We start from the raw sequence: 16,025 nt of genomic DNA, 5'->3' as shown, positions 1-16,025 counted from the left end.
CCTCTGGAACGGATGGTCAGTTGGCGGCAGGGGTGCCGAAGTAGCGGGTGTTGGCGGCGGCGATGGCGTCCCAGTCGGCGCCGAGCGGGAAGCGGACGACGTCCCAACTGGCGTTGAAGAGACGGTCCTCGGCGTCCTCGTCCCGGAAGGTGTCCTGTTCCTTGTCGGGTGTGTCCACGAAGACGGCCACGTTCCCGCCCGGGCGCCGGTACACGAAGTCCGGCATCGCGTTCGCCTCGGTGAGGAACGGGCCCGCCTCGTCCGGGAGGTTCAGTCCGCGCGCCTTCGCCCAGCCCAGGAAGTCGCCCTGCGCGGCCAGTTCGGCGGCGGTCGACGACTCGACCGCGGTCGGTGCCGCGGGATCCTGGTCGAGCAGGCGGCGGTACTGCTCCGACCGCGACTCCCCGCGCGACTCGCGCTCCGCCGTCGCCGAGGCGAACCGCACCAGCAACTCCCGCGCCGAGTGGCGGTTGATCAGCGCGTGGTCGAGCTGGTTGCCGTACGTCAGCAGGCACTCGTAGCAGCCGCGGGCGCACGGCCGGTCCGGGTGCGGGCCGTCGAGGTCGTTGCCGGCCTCGTCGAAGTGGCAGATCGACAGGGCGTACCGGGCCGCCTTCGCCAGGGCGTCCGGCTCCGCCTGGAGGCGGCGCAGCACGCCCGCGCCGCCCTCGGCCGCCTCCGTAAACAGCAGCCGGTCGCGGGGCCCGCCGTCCGGCGGCAGCAGCTCGCTGGACAGCTCGGCGTCCTCCAGCTCGAACGCGGCCTCGATGCCCCGCTCCAGCGCGTACATGAGGGAGAGCGCCTCCGGCTCGGGCAGCGGCTCGTCGAGGGTGACGACGAGGATGTTGCGGCGGTCCTCCACGTAGGGGATGACCCGCTTCTTGCGGCGCCGCTCGTTGCCGTCCGCGTCGACCTTGTCCAGCTCGCTGAAGTCGCCCGACGCCTCCGCCGCGTCCTTGTCGGTCATCCAGCGGCCGTCGGCGAGGTCGAGCCAGTAGCCCGGCGGCTCGTCCCGCTTGGCCCGCACCCGGCCGAGGTTGGTGATGCGGACGGTCGCCGAGTCGCCGTACGCCAGGTCGGCCAGCGGCGCGCCCGAGGCCTGTGCGACGGAGGCGTTGAGGCGGCCCTTGCGGGCGCCGTGGTCCTGGAAGCGGTACGACGTCTCCAGGCGGAAGCCGGCCCGGCGCCGCTCCTCTTCGTCGGAGGAGATCCGCTCCCGGCGCGTGGTGTAGACGGTGTGGAGCTGCAGCAGGCCGTGCGTGGCCGCGCCCAGCGGCTCGTCGCACATCTGGCAGCGGTCCTGGCGCTCGGCCGGGTCGTGGTGGTAGCCGCACTGGGCGCAGCGGCGGGCCTCGCTGGTCGCCAGGTCGCCGGAGGAGTCCGGCGGTAGCTGGATGCGGGTCACCTGGTAGCGGGCGCCCTCGTGGTAGATCAGCGCGCCGGGGCCGAACTCGCGGATGGCGAGGAAGCGGGGCCGCTGGAGGTAGTCGCCGTCGCCGCGGCGGCGGCCGATCGTCGGGATGTAGGCGGCCAGCGGCAGGCGCGGGAAGCTGTAGCCGGGCAGGAAGCCCTCGGAGGCGAGGTAGCGGTAGGGGTTGAAGTCGGACAGGACCGACCGGCTGTCGACGCTCTCGTTCATCAGCAGGGTCAGCTGCGTCTCCGCCTCGCGGCGGCGGGCGTTGGCGCGGTTGCGGTCGGTTTCGGTGAGGCTGTAGTCCAGGCGGCGCTTGTTCTGGATGTACTGGTCGTCGAGCGCGGCGCGGAACAGCTGCCGCCACCGGTCGAAGGCCCGGTCGAACCGCTCCGGCACCGTGCGCACCCGGTCCTGGATCCAGTCGTCGTGCCACCACGTGGTGTCCGCGAAGTCCGGCAGCAGCGGGCCGAGCACCCGCAGCGCCGCGTCCACCGTGCGGTGTTGCGCGCTCTCGTCCAGGGAGGCGTCGAGGATGTCGGGCAGCAGCTCCAGCGCGGGGTCGGGGCGGTCGCCGGTGTCCGGGTACGACACGTCCAGGAGCTCGGGTATCGCGCGGCCCAGCTTCAGACCGGCCTCCGCGATCCATATGCCCTGGAGGTGGGAGAGGACGAGGTCCTCGTTGGCGAGGTCCAGGCGCGGCGGGGCCACCGCGCCCGCGACCATGCGCTCCGAGCGGCGGAAGTAGTACTGGTCGTGGCTGTTGCCCGTCGCGCAGTACGTCGTCACCAGCGCGGGCTGGCCGCTGCGGCCCGCGCGGCCCGAGCGCTGGGCGTAGTTGGCGGGCGTGGGCGGCACGTTGCGCATCATCACCGCGTTGAGGGAGGAGATGTCGACGCCCAGCTCCATCGTGGGGGAGCAGTACAGCAGCTTCAGCTCCGCCTTGCGGAACGCCTCTTCGCGCCGCTCCCGCTCCTCCGGCGCGACCTGGGCGGTGTGCTCGCGGGCGAACAGGCCGGCCAGCGCGCTCGCCGCATCCTTGTACAGGTCCCGGAAGAACGTGTTCACCCGCGGGCCGTCGCCGCTCGGGTAGGTGCGCGTCAACGGGTCGTGCGCACCCGTCTCGCCCTTGCCCGCCCGCCAGATCAGCGACTGGGCCGCGACCCGGTAACCGGTCGTGGCCGGCGTGCTGGGCCTGCGGTAGCGGCCCGCGCGCTGCGGGGCCTCCGCCACCTCCTTCACCAGGCCGCCCGCAACCAGAACCTTCAGCAGCTCCGCGATGACCAGCTGCAGGTCCTCGGGGGGAAGTTTCTTGAACGAGGTGTCGGCGCGCCTGAGGTACTTGCCGAACTTGCCGCGCGCCGACAGGAACAGGCCTGAGCGGTCCAGTCCGCGGCCCGACGGGTGCGGGTAGGCGGTGCCGACGCTCGGGCGGTCGGAGGCCGACAGCACCCACGGGTCCACCAGCCGTTCCTCGCTCGCCCGCTGCAACGCGTCGTAGTCGTCGCGGAAGTAGGACACGTCGATGGCGAGCGAACGGCGCATCTCGTTGAGCAGCGCCTTCATGATCTCGGCCCGCAGCGCCGGGTCGGCGTCCCGCAGCGCCGCGTGGGTGTCCGCCCAGCGGTCCTGCTTGTCGGCCACCCACTGCAGGTCGGCGTAGTCGATCTCCAGCAGACCCGTCTGCTCCAGGTTCGGCATGGTGATGCGCCAGCCGCGCTCCAGGTCGAGGTAGAGGCGGAAGGCGATCACGTCACGCAGCGTCTTCGCCGCGGCGCGGGCCAGCGACGGGGGCTGGTCGGCGTCGCCGGTGTAGTCCACGGGGGCGATCGCGAGCGCGTTCGTCACCGCGGAGGCCAGCTCCTCGTGGGTGAGGCCGTCCCCGCCCGCGTCCAGGGCGGCCCGGTACAGGGCCCCCCGCAACTGGGTGATCTGCACGAAGTCGTTGAAGTGGCCGGCCTGGAGGGAGGCGTCCTGCCGGTTGTCGACGAAGGTGAGGAGCTTGCGCGCCTCCTTGTCCAGCGCCTCCTCCGGCACGGACTTCAGGGACCGCACCACCGACGCGGAGATGAGGGAGGTCGCCGACGACCGGCCCTCCTGGTCCAGCGTCGCCAGCTTCGCGAAGTCCCGGCCGCGCGTCTGCTCGTAGGCCACCCCGCAGTGCAGGCAGAACAGGAACGGCGACGGGATGAACGCGGCCCGCAGCTCGCCCCGGCCCTCGTAGCCGAGCGGGTCGACCGTCACGGCGCGCGGCACCCGGTCGCGGTACGTCTTCTTGACGACCTCCTGGCCCCCGCCGTCCAGCTCCAGCCAGGACTCCGGCAGGCGGCGGTCGTCGACGGCGTACTGGACGCTGGAGGGCCAGGCGCGCTCGTCGTCGATGTAGAGGTAGCCGTCGCCCTGCCGCCCGCCCGTGGCGGAGGTGTCCCGGCGGGCCTCGTAGCGGACCTCGCCGTCCTTCTCGGTGCGCCAGACCGTCAGGTACTCCTGGCCGCACTCCCGGCAGAACGCCAGCGGCATCAGCAGCTTGCCGCCGCTGCCCGGCTGTTCCAGCTGGTAGGAGCGGGTGAGGTGGCGGGAGAGCTTGTCCTCCAGGGTGACGTAGACGGTGTCGCCCTTGGAGAGGAACTGGTGCAGCCGGAACGCGAACAGCGGGCGCTCGGTGACCGGGTGGCGGGCCTGCGAACCGGCTTCGAGGGTCGCCTCGATGGCCTGCACGCAGTCGTCCTTGGCGACGCCGGACCGCTCGGCCAGCTCGCGCGCCGCGACCTCGATCTTCGTGGGCTGCCGGCGCACCAGCCGGCCCGTCGCCCCGTCCGTGGCCAGGCCGAAGCGCGTCTCGATCCAGCGGGCCAGCGGGTCGCGCACCAGGTCGGCGTACGCGCGGGGCGCGGCCGGCGCGGTCAGGCGCTCGGCGGGGACGGTGTCGGGTGCCTCGCCGGTTGCGCGGACCAGCGTCTCGCCGATGACGTGCTCCGGGCTGACCGCCGTACCGAACAGGGTGCTCGCCACACCGGCGACGACCTTCTTCTGGTCCTCGACGGTGCCCTCGGTCGACATGGTCGCCGAGGTGCCGATGCACTGCACGTCCGGGGCCTGGCAGGCCTCGCGGACCCGGCGGATGAGCAGGGCCACGTCGGCGCCCTGCCGGCCGCGGTAGGTGTGCAGCTCGTCGAAGACCAGGAACTCCAGGCCCTTGGCCATCTTGATGAGGCTGGCCCGGTCCGCCGGCCGGGTCAGCATCAGCTCCAGCATCACGTAGTTGGTGAGCAGGATGTCCGGCGGGTTGTCGCGGATCTCCCTGCGCTTCTCGTCGTCCTCCTGGCCCGTGTAGCGGGCGAAGGTGACCGGTTCGCGGCCCTGGCCGTAGCCGTCGCGGAGGTACTTCTCCAGCTCCTTGAGCTGACTGTTCGCCAGCGCGTTCATGGGGTACACGATGATGGCGCGCACCCGCTTGACGGCCTTCGGGCCCTCGGAGTCCCGCTCATGAAGCACCCGGTTCACGATCGGAACGATGTAGGACAGCGACTTGCCGGAACCGGTGCCGGTGGTCAGCACGTACGAGGCGCCGCGCGCGGCGGCGTCGATGGCCTCGCGCTGGTGGCGGTGGAGGGTGAGCGGTCGGCCGTCCGGGACCGTGCCTCCCTCCGTCTTGCCCGCCTGGAAGATGCGGGCGCACTCCGGGTGCAGCACCTTCTCCCCGACCAGTTCGGCGACCGTGCCGCCGCTCTGGAAGAACGGGTTGAGCGACAGCCACGGGTCCGGCCACTGCGCCTTGTCGTCGAGGTCCTTCTCCACGAACGCGGCGACGCGGTCGTCGCGGATCACGGTGCCGCCCTCGGTGAAGGAGCGGTAGTCCTTGATGAGCGCGCGGTGCACGCCGAAGACGTCCATCGCGGTGCCGGAGGCGGTGACCGGCGCGGGCCGCGGGGCGGGCGTGGACGGGGCAGCGGCGGTGCGGGCGATGGTGGCGGCCAGGTGCCGGGTCGGGTCGAAGGCGCTCCAGTGGGGGAGCTGAGGGGTGTCCCCGTCCCGCACGGCCAGCGGGTGCAGGGCGTCGCGGACTTCGGCCGCGTTCGCGGGGCGGTCGGCCGGGTCCTTCGCGAGCAGCCGGCCGACGAGGCGGATCAGCTCGGCGGGGATCCCGCCGCGGATGACGCCGAGGGGAGTCGGATCGGTCTCGACATGCTTGCGTGCGAGCTCGAAGCGCGACTCGCTGACGAAGGGCGGTACGCCGACGAGCATCTCGTACAGCACACAGCCGAGCGCGTACAGGTCGGCGGCCTGGGTGACCTGGCGGGCCTGGAACTGCTCGGGCGCCATGTAGCGGGCGGTGCCGAGGCTGACACCTGTGCTGGTCAGCCGTGCCTCGTCCGGGTCGTCGGCGATGCGACCCATGCCGAAGTCGAGGACCTTGACGATTCCGCCGCGGGTCAGCATGACGTTCGCGGGCTTCAGGTCGCGGTGCACCACGTCGGCGGCGTGGGCGGCGGCGAGGCCGTCGGCCATCTGTGCGCCGATCGCGGCCACCCACGACATGGGCAGCTGGCGCTCCTCCTCTATGAGGTCGCGCAGTGTCTCGCCGTCCAGGAACTCCATCGCCAGGTAGGGCAGTCCCTCGTCGCTGACCCCACCGGCGACGAGTCGCGTCAGGTTCGGATGCTCGAGGCGGCGCATGATGCGGACCTCGCGCGCGAAGCGCTCCGCCGACTTGGGGTCCGCGCCGGTGTCGATCAGGGCGCCCGTGCGGCGGCGCAGGATCGTCTTCACGGCGACCGCGCGCTCGGCGCTGCCCTCCGGGGCCTGGAGATCCTCGGCCCGGTGAACCTCCCCCATGTTGCCCTTGCCGATGACCTGCCCGATGCGGAACCTGCCATCGATCAGCCCCTGGCCCACAGCCGCCCCTCTTCCCTCGCTCCGCTGCCCCGCGCGGGGACTCGCCCGCCCCTCGGTGTGCCGTGCTCCGCTGACTTCCCTTCAGGGAGCACAGTCACCGGCACTGTACACGAGGGTTGCCAGCTTTTCTAGACCTCATATGTGTTGACGTTGTTAACGTGTTGGGGCTACGCTCTGGCGTGCAATCGGGTTGGGGGTGGAGGCCTTGGGGCGTCAACTGGCCGGAGGATCCGGCGCGTCCGTGTCGAAGGCCGCGCTGGGTGACCTGCTGAAGCAACTGCGGCGTGCCGCGGTGCACGGCGTGGTGCCCGAACGTGAGTTTCTTCAGGGCGTGCGAGCGCTCGCCTTGGGCGACGGCGAACGGGACCGGTTGCGCAGCGAGCTCGCCCGGCTGGGGCTGCCCGTGCGGGATTTGCACATGCACGCAGACTCTGACTCGCTTGGCGGTGAAAAGGTTGCACATTCAAGTGAGGAAATTGTGTCCACGCGTGTCGCGCTTGCGCGAGCCTTGCTGTCGCGGTACGGCGACGATGCGGGGTGCGTGACGTCCCGGGCTCTTGAGGGCGTCGTACGGCTGGCGGGGCTCGACAGCCGGGAAGCCGCGGAGCTGCGGGCGGGGGCCAGTGTGCTGCGGGATCCGGACGGTGCCGCGGAGGGGGAGTCCGATGGTTCGGAGGCATCCCAGGAATCCCGTGAGGCCCCCGCTGTCTCGACCACGCCGGGCGAAGTCGAGGCCGCGGCGGGCAACGACCTCGCCGACGCCGTGGCGGCCGCGATGGCCGTGCTGGAGGCCGACCGGCTCGAACGGCGGCCGGAGAGACGGCTGCTGAGCGCCGAAGCCGAGGTGGGGCTGGCCGTCCTGCTGAGGGGCGGAGTGGACCGGATCGAGCAGGAAGCCGACGAGGACGAACTGAAGGCGCTGCCGAGGGACGACCTTCGCGTCCGAGCCCGCGACTGTCTCGTGGTGCACAATCTGCGGCTCGTGCACTCCATTGTGCGGTCGCATCTGGAACAGGGACTCGACTACGACGATCTGGTCCAGCACGGGGCGCTCGGGCTGATGCGGGCGGCTCGGAAGTTCGACCCGAGGATGGGCAACAAGTTCTCCACCTACGCGACCTGGTGGGTCCGGCAGTCGCTCACCCGCGCCATCGCCGACGAAGGCGCCATCATCCGCATCCCCGTCCACATGCACGAGCAGATCCGCAAGGTGGCCAACGCCGAGCGGGCCCTGGCCGCGCAGGGACGGCCCGCGACCGCGGCCGACGTGGCGGTGGCGTGCGACCTGAGCCTGGAGAAGGTGGAGCAGGTCCGGAAGCTGAGCCAGCGCACGGACTCCCTCGACCGGATCATCGGCGACGGGGCGACGCTCGCGGATTTCGTGGGGCGGACGCAGCCATTGCCGTCCGTGGAGAAACAGGTGCTGGACGCCCTGCACGCCGCAGAGGTCATGGCCGTGGTGAACACGTTCAGCGGACGTGATCACCGGATCCTCGTACGGCGGCTGGGGCTCGACGGGGACGAACGGTCGACGCTGGACGAGCTGGGAGCCGAGTTCGGCGTGACCCGGGAGCGCATCCGGCAGCTGGAGGTGAAGCTGCGGCCGGAGCTGAAGGAGCGGCTGCGTGTGGCCGGCCTCTTCGGGGTGGACCTGGACGCCGAGTGCGAGAAGGCCGAGCGGGCGGCGAAACAGGCCGCCGAGGCGGTACGAGCGGCCCGCATCGCCCGCGCCACCCACGCGGCCCGCACTGCTCGCGCCCGACGAGCTCTCCGCAGGGCCAGGGCGGAGCGGCTTGCCAGGGCTGCCGCGGAGGAAGCACGGGTGTCCGCGGTGCCGGCCCGGACCGCGGTGGTGGACGCGAGCGGTGACGCGCCGACCGCCGAGGCGGCGGCCGAGGCCGCGGCGGTAGTGCCGGAGGTCGAGGTGGTGACGGGCGGTGAGGGGGCTGCCGCCGTGGGGGAGGTCACTGACGCCGGAGCGATGAGTCCGACGTCCGACACGACGACGGATGCCGTAGAGGCCGCGAGTACTGAGGAGACCGCTGACGTCGAGGCGGTGACGCCGACGTCCGACGAGGTTTTCGAGCCCGTGCGGGAAGCGGCTGACGCGACCGTGGGGGACACCGACCCGGAGTCCGACACGGTGCCGACCGCGGACGCCGCCGACTGGGACAAGGCCATCACGCTGACGCGACCGCTCTTCGGCGGGGAGGTGGCCTGGCTCGCCGAGTACGCGCTGCTGGCCGTGGGGCGCCCGCAACTGGGCGTGCTGCTCGGCTCGTCCGCTGCGGACGACGTGGTCCGGGCGGCGCAGCAGCGGGGCATGCTCAACCGTCACGTCATCAGGGCCCTGGAAGTGCTCGAGGGTGTCTTCGACGCGCTCAAGAAGCTGGGGCTGCGCCCCGAGCACTTCTTCGAGCGGCCTGCTGAGGCCCTCGTAGGGGTCACTCCCCGGGCGTACCTGGCTGAGCGACCTCTGGTGGGGAGCGAGTCGCGTCTCGCCGTCCGCGACGCGCTGCGCGAGTTCGTCGACGCGCAGGCGGAACGCGACGAGCCGGCGCCGGGTAGCGATGATGCGAGCGTGCCCGAGGAGCCGCGGACCGACACCGGGGAGTCCTCGGAGCCGCCCTCCGCGACGGCCGACCAACCGCTTGCCGAGGCCCGCGCCCAGCACGAGGCCACCCGCGCCCAGCACGAGGCCACCCGCGCCCAGCACGAGGCCGAGCTCGCCCGGCTGGCGCAGGAGTACGAGCGCCGGCTTGCCGAGGAGCGGATCGCCGCCGACGAGCGCCTCGCGGCCGCCCGGGTGGAGGCCGAAAGACAGCTCGACGCGCTGGAGGAGGAGCTGTTGTGCCGTGCGGACAGGGCCCGGGAGCGCCGTGAGCAGCACGTGCGGAGCCAGGCCGAGGAGCGCGCCGCGCGACTGAAACAGGAGCACCACGAGGCGTACCAGGCGTTGCTGCGCAGGGCCGAAGACGCGGAGGAGGCCGCCCGGCAGACGGACGGCGCCGAGGGGCGGATCCACGCCTTGGAGCAGAGACTGCGGGAGTACCGCGAGGGCGCCGAGGCGCGCATCGCGGATCTCGAGGCACGGCTGTGGGAGGCCCGGGCGGCTGTCACCCAGAGTGAACGTGCTGCCGAGGCGCGGGTCGCCGAGCTGGAGACGAGACTGCACAGGGCAGAGGCGACCGTTGCCGAGCGGGAGCGCGCCGCCGCGTCGGCACGGGAGGAGTACCGCCAGGGTGCCCAGGTGCGGGTCGCCGAGGTCGAGGCGCGGCTGCGGGAGGCCGAGGAGGCGGTCAAGCAGCGGGACCTGTTCGTCACGGCGGCCCGCCGACGCGCGGAGGAAGCCGAGCGAGAAGCCGTCCAGCGCATCGCGCAGACCGAGCACGACGCCCGGCTGCGCATCACCGAGCTGCAGACGCAGCTGGGCGACCTCCAGACACAGCTCGTCGCCGCGCAGGAGGCGGCCCGGAGCAGCACCTCCCTCCGGGAACGCTGGCGCCGGTCCTGACGCGTACGTCCGCCCGAGAACGTCACCGACCACGACCACCAGGAACACCATGGACCCCCGACAAGAACTCGTCTCCTACCTCCGACGCCAGCTCGTCGGCCCGGCCGGCGGCGAGCAGGAGATCCTCGACGCCCCGCCCGACCGGCAGTACCTCATGGGCACCCTGTACCCCCAGGAGGCCGACCTCCAGCGGCAGCTGGACCTCGCCGCCGAGGAGCGCGACGGAGCCGGAACGGAGGGAAGGGCCGAGGACACCGCCCCGGCCGGCGACCCCGTGCCCGAGTCCAACTCCTGGCTGCCCTCCTCCCTCGGTTTCAGCTTCTACACCGACGCCACCACCGTGGAGATCGGTTGCACGGCCGCCCACTACCAGACCCGCGCCGGCACCAGCGAGCGCGGACGCAGCTGGCAGCGGATCCCGCTCCCCACCGAGACGCACGTCCTCGGTCCCGACCGCGACCACGCCCCGGTCCTGGACGGGCGCGCCGAACTCCGCATCCGACGACGTGCGTTCGGCACCGGACAACTGGTCACCGTCGCCCTGGTCAACGCCGCACGGCACGAGGCAGCCCTCGGCAAGGCGGCCCACTGGGACCGGATGCTGTTCCAGGTGGGGCTCGAGGCGCGGCCGGTGGACGGCCGTGTGCTCCAGTACCCGAGCGTTCGACTGGCCAGCCGCGACCCGGAGGAGCAGGAACTGCGGCTGCAGTACCGGCACGTCCGCACCCACGCCGTCGGCCACGGCTGCGCGGTCGAGGAGCTGCACGACGAGGCGGGCGAGGAGGTGACCGGGCTGCGGGCGGCCGTCATGCCCGAGGCCGAGGTCACCGGCGTACGCGCCGCGGGTCTGAGCGGCTCCCCCGTGCTGAACCTCCGCCACCTCGCCGACCCCACTGTTCCGGTCGAGCAACTGCGGGAGGAACTCACCGAGTTCGCCGCCGACTACCGCGCCTGGTACGTCGGGCAGCTCCACACGGAAGTCCCCGAGTGGGGGCGCGAGGCCGCCGACCGCATCCTGTCCCGCATAGGTGCCGCCGTCACCCGTATCGAGTCCGGCGTGCGCACCCTGTGCGACCCGCGCCGCCCCGAACTGCTGCACGCCTTCCGCGCCGCCAACCGCGCCATGGCCCTGCAGATGCGGCACTCCGCCCCCGACCTCGCCGGTACGCGCCGCTCCCGCCGGGACGCCGTACCGGCCGTCGCCGAGCCCGCGCCCGACGCCTCCTGGCGCCCCTTCCAGCTGGCGTTCTTCCTGCTCGCGCTGGACGGAGCGGCGGACCCCCGGCACCCCGACCGGGCCGTGACGGACCTGATCTGGTTCCCGACCGGTGGTGGCAAGACCGAGGCATACCTGCTGCTGGCCGCCTTCACCATGGTGCTCAGGCGCCGGGAACCCGACGGCGGCGGCACGGCCGTACTCAGCCGCTACACCCTCAGCCTGCTCACCACCCAGCAGTTCCAGCGGGCCGCCACCACCGTTTGTGCCCTGGAGACACTGCGCCGCGCCGACCCGGAGACGTACGGCGACGAGCCCTTCTCCATCGGCCTGTGGGTGGGCGAGACCACCACTCCGAACACGTATGAGAAGGCCCGCGCCGCCTTCGACAACGCCCGCCAGGCCGCCGCACCCGAGGACGTGTTCATCCTCGACCGCTGCCCGTGGTGCGGCACCCGCGTCCTGCCCGCCCACAAGTCGCCCGACATCGGCGACTACGGTGTGCGCGCCGCCGCGGAATCCTTCGCCTTCTTCTGCCCGCGCGAGGAGTGCGTGTTCCACGACGAACTGCCCGTCGCCGTCGTGGACGAGCAGCTGTACGACCGGCCGCCGACGTTCGTCCTCGGCACCGTCGACAAGTTCGCCCGGCTGGCCTGGGAGCCGCGCGCGGGACGGCTGTTCGGGTCCGGCACCGGCAACCTGCCGCCGTCGCTCGTCATCCAGGACGAGCTGCACCTGCTCACCGGCCCGCTCGGCACCACCGTGGGCCTGTACGAGTCGGCCGTCCTCGGACTGTGCACCACATCCGACGGCACCGGGCCCAAGGTGGTGGCGTCCACGGCCACCATCCGGCGCTCCGGCGAGCAGGTGCGCGCCCTGTACGGCGGCGACGTCCAGCTCTTTCCGCCGGGCGGACTCGACGCCCGCCACTCCTACTTCGCCGAACCCGACACCTCCCGCCCCGGCCGCCGCTACCTCGGCGTCATGGCCCAGGGACACACCGCCGGCCGCGCCTCCGTGGCCACCGCCGCCGCCATGCTCCAGGGCGCCTGGGAGCTGCCCGAGGAACACCGTGACGCCTACTGGACCCTCGTCGCCTACCACCACAGCCTGCGCGAACTCGGCCGTACGGTCACCGCGGCGGCCGACGACATCCCCGCCCAGCTGGCCGGTCTCGACTCCGGTTCGGGCGTACGGTCATTGACGGACCATCAGGTCCAGGAACTCACCAGCAACCTGCACCGCGCGGAACAGCCCGTACTGCTCGACCGGCTGGAGAAGCCCTGGGACGACCCGCAGTCGGTGTCCTTCCTGCCGTGCACGAACATGCTGTCCGTCGGAGTCGACGTCAAGCGGCTCGCCCTGATGCTGATGCAGGGCCAGCCGAAGACCACCGCCGAGTACATCCAGGCCACCAGTCGCGTCGGCCGGCACTCGGTTCCCGGCCTCGTCGTGACCTTCTTCAACGCCACCCGCCCCAGGGACCGTTCGCACTACGAGACCTTCAACGTCTACCACCGCTCCCTCTACCGGCACGTCGAACCGACCAGCGTCACACCCTGGTCCGTGCCCGCCCGCCGACGTGCCCTGCACGCCGCGCTCGTCGTCCTCGTACGGCACAGGCTCGGACTCGCCGCGGAGAACCAGGCCGGGCACGTACTCGACCGGATGCCCGAGGCCGAGCAGCTCGCCGACCAGTTGGCGGCACGCGCCGAAACGGCCGAACCGGGCGCCGGCGAGACCGTGCGCAAGGAACTCGCGGGCCTCCTCGCCGACTGGGAGGACGCCGCACGGGAAGCCCGCAAGGACGGCCGCGAGCTGTACTACCGCAGCCAGGGCAAGGGCCAGTCCAACCTGATCAAGAGCTTCGAACAGAACTACGGCCTGTGGGAGACACCGAACTCCATGCGCAGCGTCGACCGGGAATGCCAGGTGACGGTGAAGGGAGCCGACCTGTGAGCCGCACACTCCGCGTACGCCAGTCCCAGACGGTGCTGCCGTTCGGGGTCGGAGCCGTCTTCGACATCCAGGGCGAGTCGTTCGTGGCCACCGGCATCGGCGACTGGCCGGCGAAGGCCAAGCAGCGGATCGAGTCGCCCCGGCTCGCCTCCCGGCTCGGCGTCAGCGGCTTCTACGCCGCACCCGCGACCGCCAACGACCGTTTCGACGTCCCCGACGCGCCCGGAGCACCGTACATCCGCTTCCCCTCCTGGCTGTTCTGCGGCGCCTGCCGGCGGATGAAGCGCTGGCGCATCGCCGACGAGAAGCCCGGCCAGCCGCCGCGCTGTCCGTCCTGCTCGCCGACGCGGACCCTGGCGCCCATGCGGTTCGTGCAGATCTGCCAGGCCGGGCACCTCGGCGACGTCGACTGGTGGTTCTGGGCCCACTCCCGGCGCGACGCGGGCGAACGCCGGCAGTGCGGTGAGCGGGAGAGGCTGCGCTTCCTGGTGTCCGAGCGGGCCTCCGGCCTCGAAGCGCTCTCCGTCGCCTGCACCGCCAAGGGCTGCGCCGCTGCCCGGGACCTGCTCGACATCCTCGGCACCCACGGCATGCGCTGCTCCGGACGCAACCCCTGGCAGCGGGCGAACGAGGCCGTCGAATGCGCCCGGCCGATCCAGATCGTGCAGCGCACCGCCGGCAATCTGTACTACCCGATCACGCACTCCGCACTCGACATCCCCGAGACGGACGTACCGGCACACGCCGACGACGAGGTCGCGGCCCAGGTGCGCGACCACGACCTGTGGGTGTCGCTGTGCCGGGTGGCTGGGACACCGCGCGCCGCCGTCTTCCAGACGATGATCCAGGAGGACACCGGCGCCGACGACGCACTCATGGAGGCCCTGCTCGTCGAGGAGACGGGGCAGGCTCCGGCGGCATCCGCCGACGCGCCTACCGGCTCGGCGCGACCCGACCTCAGCCGCGAGGAATGGGCCGCGTTCACAGCACCCGCCCCGCCCGCCACCCGTGACTTCGCGCTGCGCGAGAGCACACTCGGCCTGGCCGGCGAGACCGCCGATCCATGGGCCTCACTCGGCCGCCGCTTCGGCAGGGTCGTCCTCGCCGACCGGCTGCGCGAGGTGCGTGCCCTGTCCGGCTTCACCCGGGTCTCACCGGACGCCACCGTCGTACCCGCCGACACCGCCCGCCGCCTGAAGTGGCTGCCCGCGGTGGAAGTGTTCGGCGAAGGCGTCTTCCTCACCCTGAACCGGGCCGAGCTGACCGCCTGGGAGGACGACGAGGACGTGCGCAAGCGCGTCGCCGGAATACGTGCCGACCTGGACCGCTCCTTCCAGAAGGACCGTTTGGAGAGCCTGACCGGCCCGGAGCTCGCCCCCCGGTTCGTCCTGCTGCACACACTCGCCCACCTGCTGATCCGCCAGCTCTCCTTCGAGTCCGGATACACCACGGCCAGCCTGCGCGAGCGGATCTACGCCCGCCCCGAGCAGGACCAGTACGGCATCCTCGTCTACACCGCCGCCGGAGACGCCGAGGGCACCCTCGGCGGCCTCGTCCGCCAGGGCGAGCCGCCGCGACTCGCGGAAACCCTGCTGCGGATGACCGAGGCCGCCGCCTGGTGCTCGGCCGACCCGCTGTGCGCGGAACACACCGGCCAGGGCTTCGGCAACCTCAACCGTGCCGCCTGCCATGCCTGCGCGCTGCTCCCGGAGACCAGCTGCGAAACCGGCAACACACTGCTGGACCGGGCCCTCGTCGTCGGCGGCGAACACGTGCCCGGCTACCTGGAGTCCATCGTCACCGCCGGCCGCGCCGCCGCGGCCGGCGCCCTGGAGCAGGCATGACCATCACCTACCTCGGCCTCACCCTGGAACAGCGCGGGTGCCTCGACAAAATCCCGTTCGACGGCAACCACCTGGTGAGCGGGCCGCCCGGCAGCGGCAAGAGCCTCCTGGCGGTGCAACGGGCCGTCATGCTCGCACTCACCGGAACCCCGGTGACCCTGCTGACCTACTCCAACCTGCTGCGCCAGTCCCTGGCCGGCGCCGCCCACGCACTGGGCCCAGCCGACCGCTCGGTCCGCGTCACGACCGCGCACTCCTGGCTCGCCGAGTGGTACGGAGGCAAGGCCCTGCGCGCTGCCGACGGCTGGTACGACTGGAACGCCTTCTTCGACCGGGCCGCCGACACCGGCCCGGTCCCCGGTCTCACCCTGGTCGTCGACGAGGGCCAGGACCTGCCTCGCGAGTTCTACCTGCTCTGCCGGATGCTGGGGGCCCGTACGACGGTCTGCGCGGACGAGTACCAGCGGCTCACCGACACCAACTCCACCCTCGCGGACATCACGCGGAGCCTGGGCCGGTGCGCCCGTCACGAACTCGACGGCAACCACCGCAACACTCAGCAGATCGCATCCCTCGCCGCCCACTTCCACACCGGTACCAGCACGCCGGTGCTGCCCGACCGGCAGGGCCCTCCGCCACGGCTCCACCGCTTCCCCGAACGCGGAGCCGCCGACCTGCTGATCATGCTGGCCCAGCGGAACCCGCGCGAGACCATTGGCGTGATCGTCAACTCCAAGCACACCCAGTTCTCCGTACTGGGCAGCCTGGAACGCCGGGCGCCACGGCTGAAGGTGCAGCTGTACACGTCCGAGGCGAAAGGCGGTCAGTACCGCAACCTCGACCTCAGCCGTCCGGGCGTCGTCATCGTCCACCGGGCCAGCGCCAAGGGGCTCGGCTTCGACACGGTCGTCATCCCCGACACCCACACAGACGCGTCCGAGGACCCCACCTCCGCAGCCCTGCGCATGCAGTACTACGTCCTGGCCACGCGTGCCCGCCGCGAACTCCACCTCGGCTACGAGGGCGAGACGGAACCTCCGCTGCTGGCGCAGGTGCCGACGCGGGACCTCATGCGTGGCTGACGTTCGGAAGGGCCCGGCTTCTTGTGTGAAGCCGGCCGGATCCGGCCTCCGGTCCGGGTGGTCCCGTGGAAAGTCAGGTGCGTGTGCATCGCTGGGCATGTCA

5 protein-coding genes are annotated in these 16,025 nt (G+C 72.1%); 4 read left to right on the top strand and 1 reads right to left on the bottom strand.

The genetic code is table 11. From position 1 onward, the window contains the following. Window positions 1-16: 16 nt before the first annotated feature. Complete coding sequence (locus tag ACX25U_RS05560) at window positions 17-6,247, bottom strand: protein kinase domain-containing protein (RefSeq protein WP_454394108.1); 6,231 nt, start codon at window positions 6,245-6,247, stop codon at window positions 17-19. A gap of 601 nt (window positions 6,248-6,848) precedes the next feature. Here ACX25U_RS05560 and ACX25U_RS05555 point away from each other — a divergent pair. The 4 genes from ACX25U_RS05555 to ACX25U_RS05540 are packed head-to-tail and all read left to right on the top strand — an operon-like array spanning window position 6,849 to window position 15,922. Beyond that, a complete protein-coding gene (locus ACX25U_RS05555; RefSeq protein ID WP_454389415.1) occupies window positions 6,849-9,821 on the top strand; it encodes a sigma-70 family RNA polymerase sigma factor in 2,973 nt (990 codons plus the stop codon). Window positions 9,822-9,870: 49 nt separating this feature from the next. Then, complete coding sequence (locus ACX25U_RS05550; RefSeq protein ID WP_454389414.1) at window positions 9,871-12,996, top strand: helicase-related protein; 3,126 nt, start codon at window positions 9,871-9,873, stop codon at window positions 12,994-12,996. After that, window positions 12,993-14,840: a DrmB family protein gene (gene drmB, locus ACX25U_RS05545; protein ID WP_454389413.1), complete on the top strand. Its 1,848-nt coding sequence runs from the start codon at window positions 12,993-12,995 to the stop codon at window positions 14,838-14,840. The genes ACX25U_RS05550 and drmB overlap by 4 nt, the downstream gene beginning before the upstream one ends. After that, window positions 14,837-15,922 (top strand): DNA helicase, encoded by a 1,086-nt coding sequence (locus ACX25U_RS05540; RefSeq protein ID WP_454389412.1) that lies wholly within the window; start codon window positions 14,837-14,839, stop codon window positions 15,920-15,922. Before drmB ends, ACX25U_RS05540 begins: the two co-directional genes overlap by 4 nt. Window positions 15,923-16,025 lie beyond the last annotated feature (103 nt).

This window comes from Streptomyces sp. JNUCC 63 (assembly GCF_054366325.1).
The sequence above is the reverse complement of the archived record's forward strand: the minus strand, read 5'-3'. Positions and strand labels throughout refer to the sequence as shown.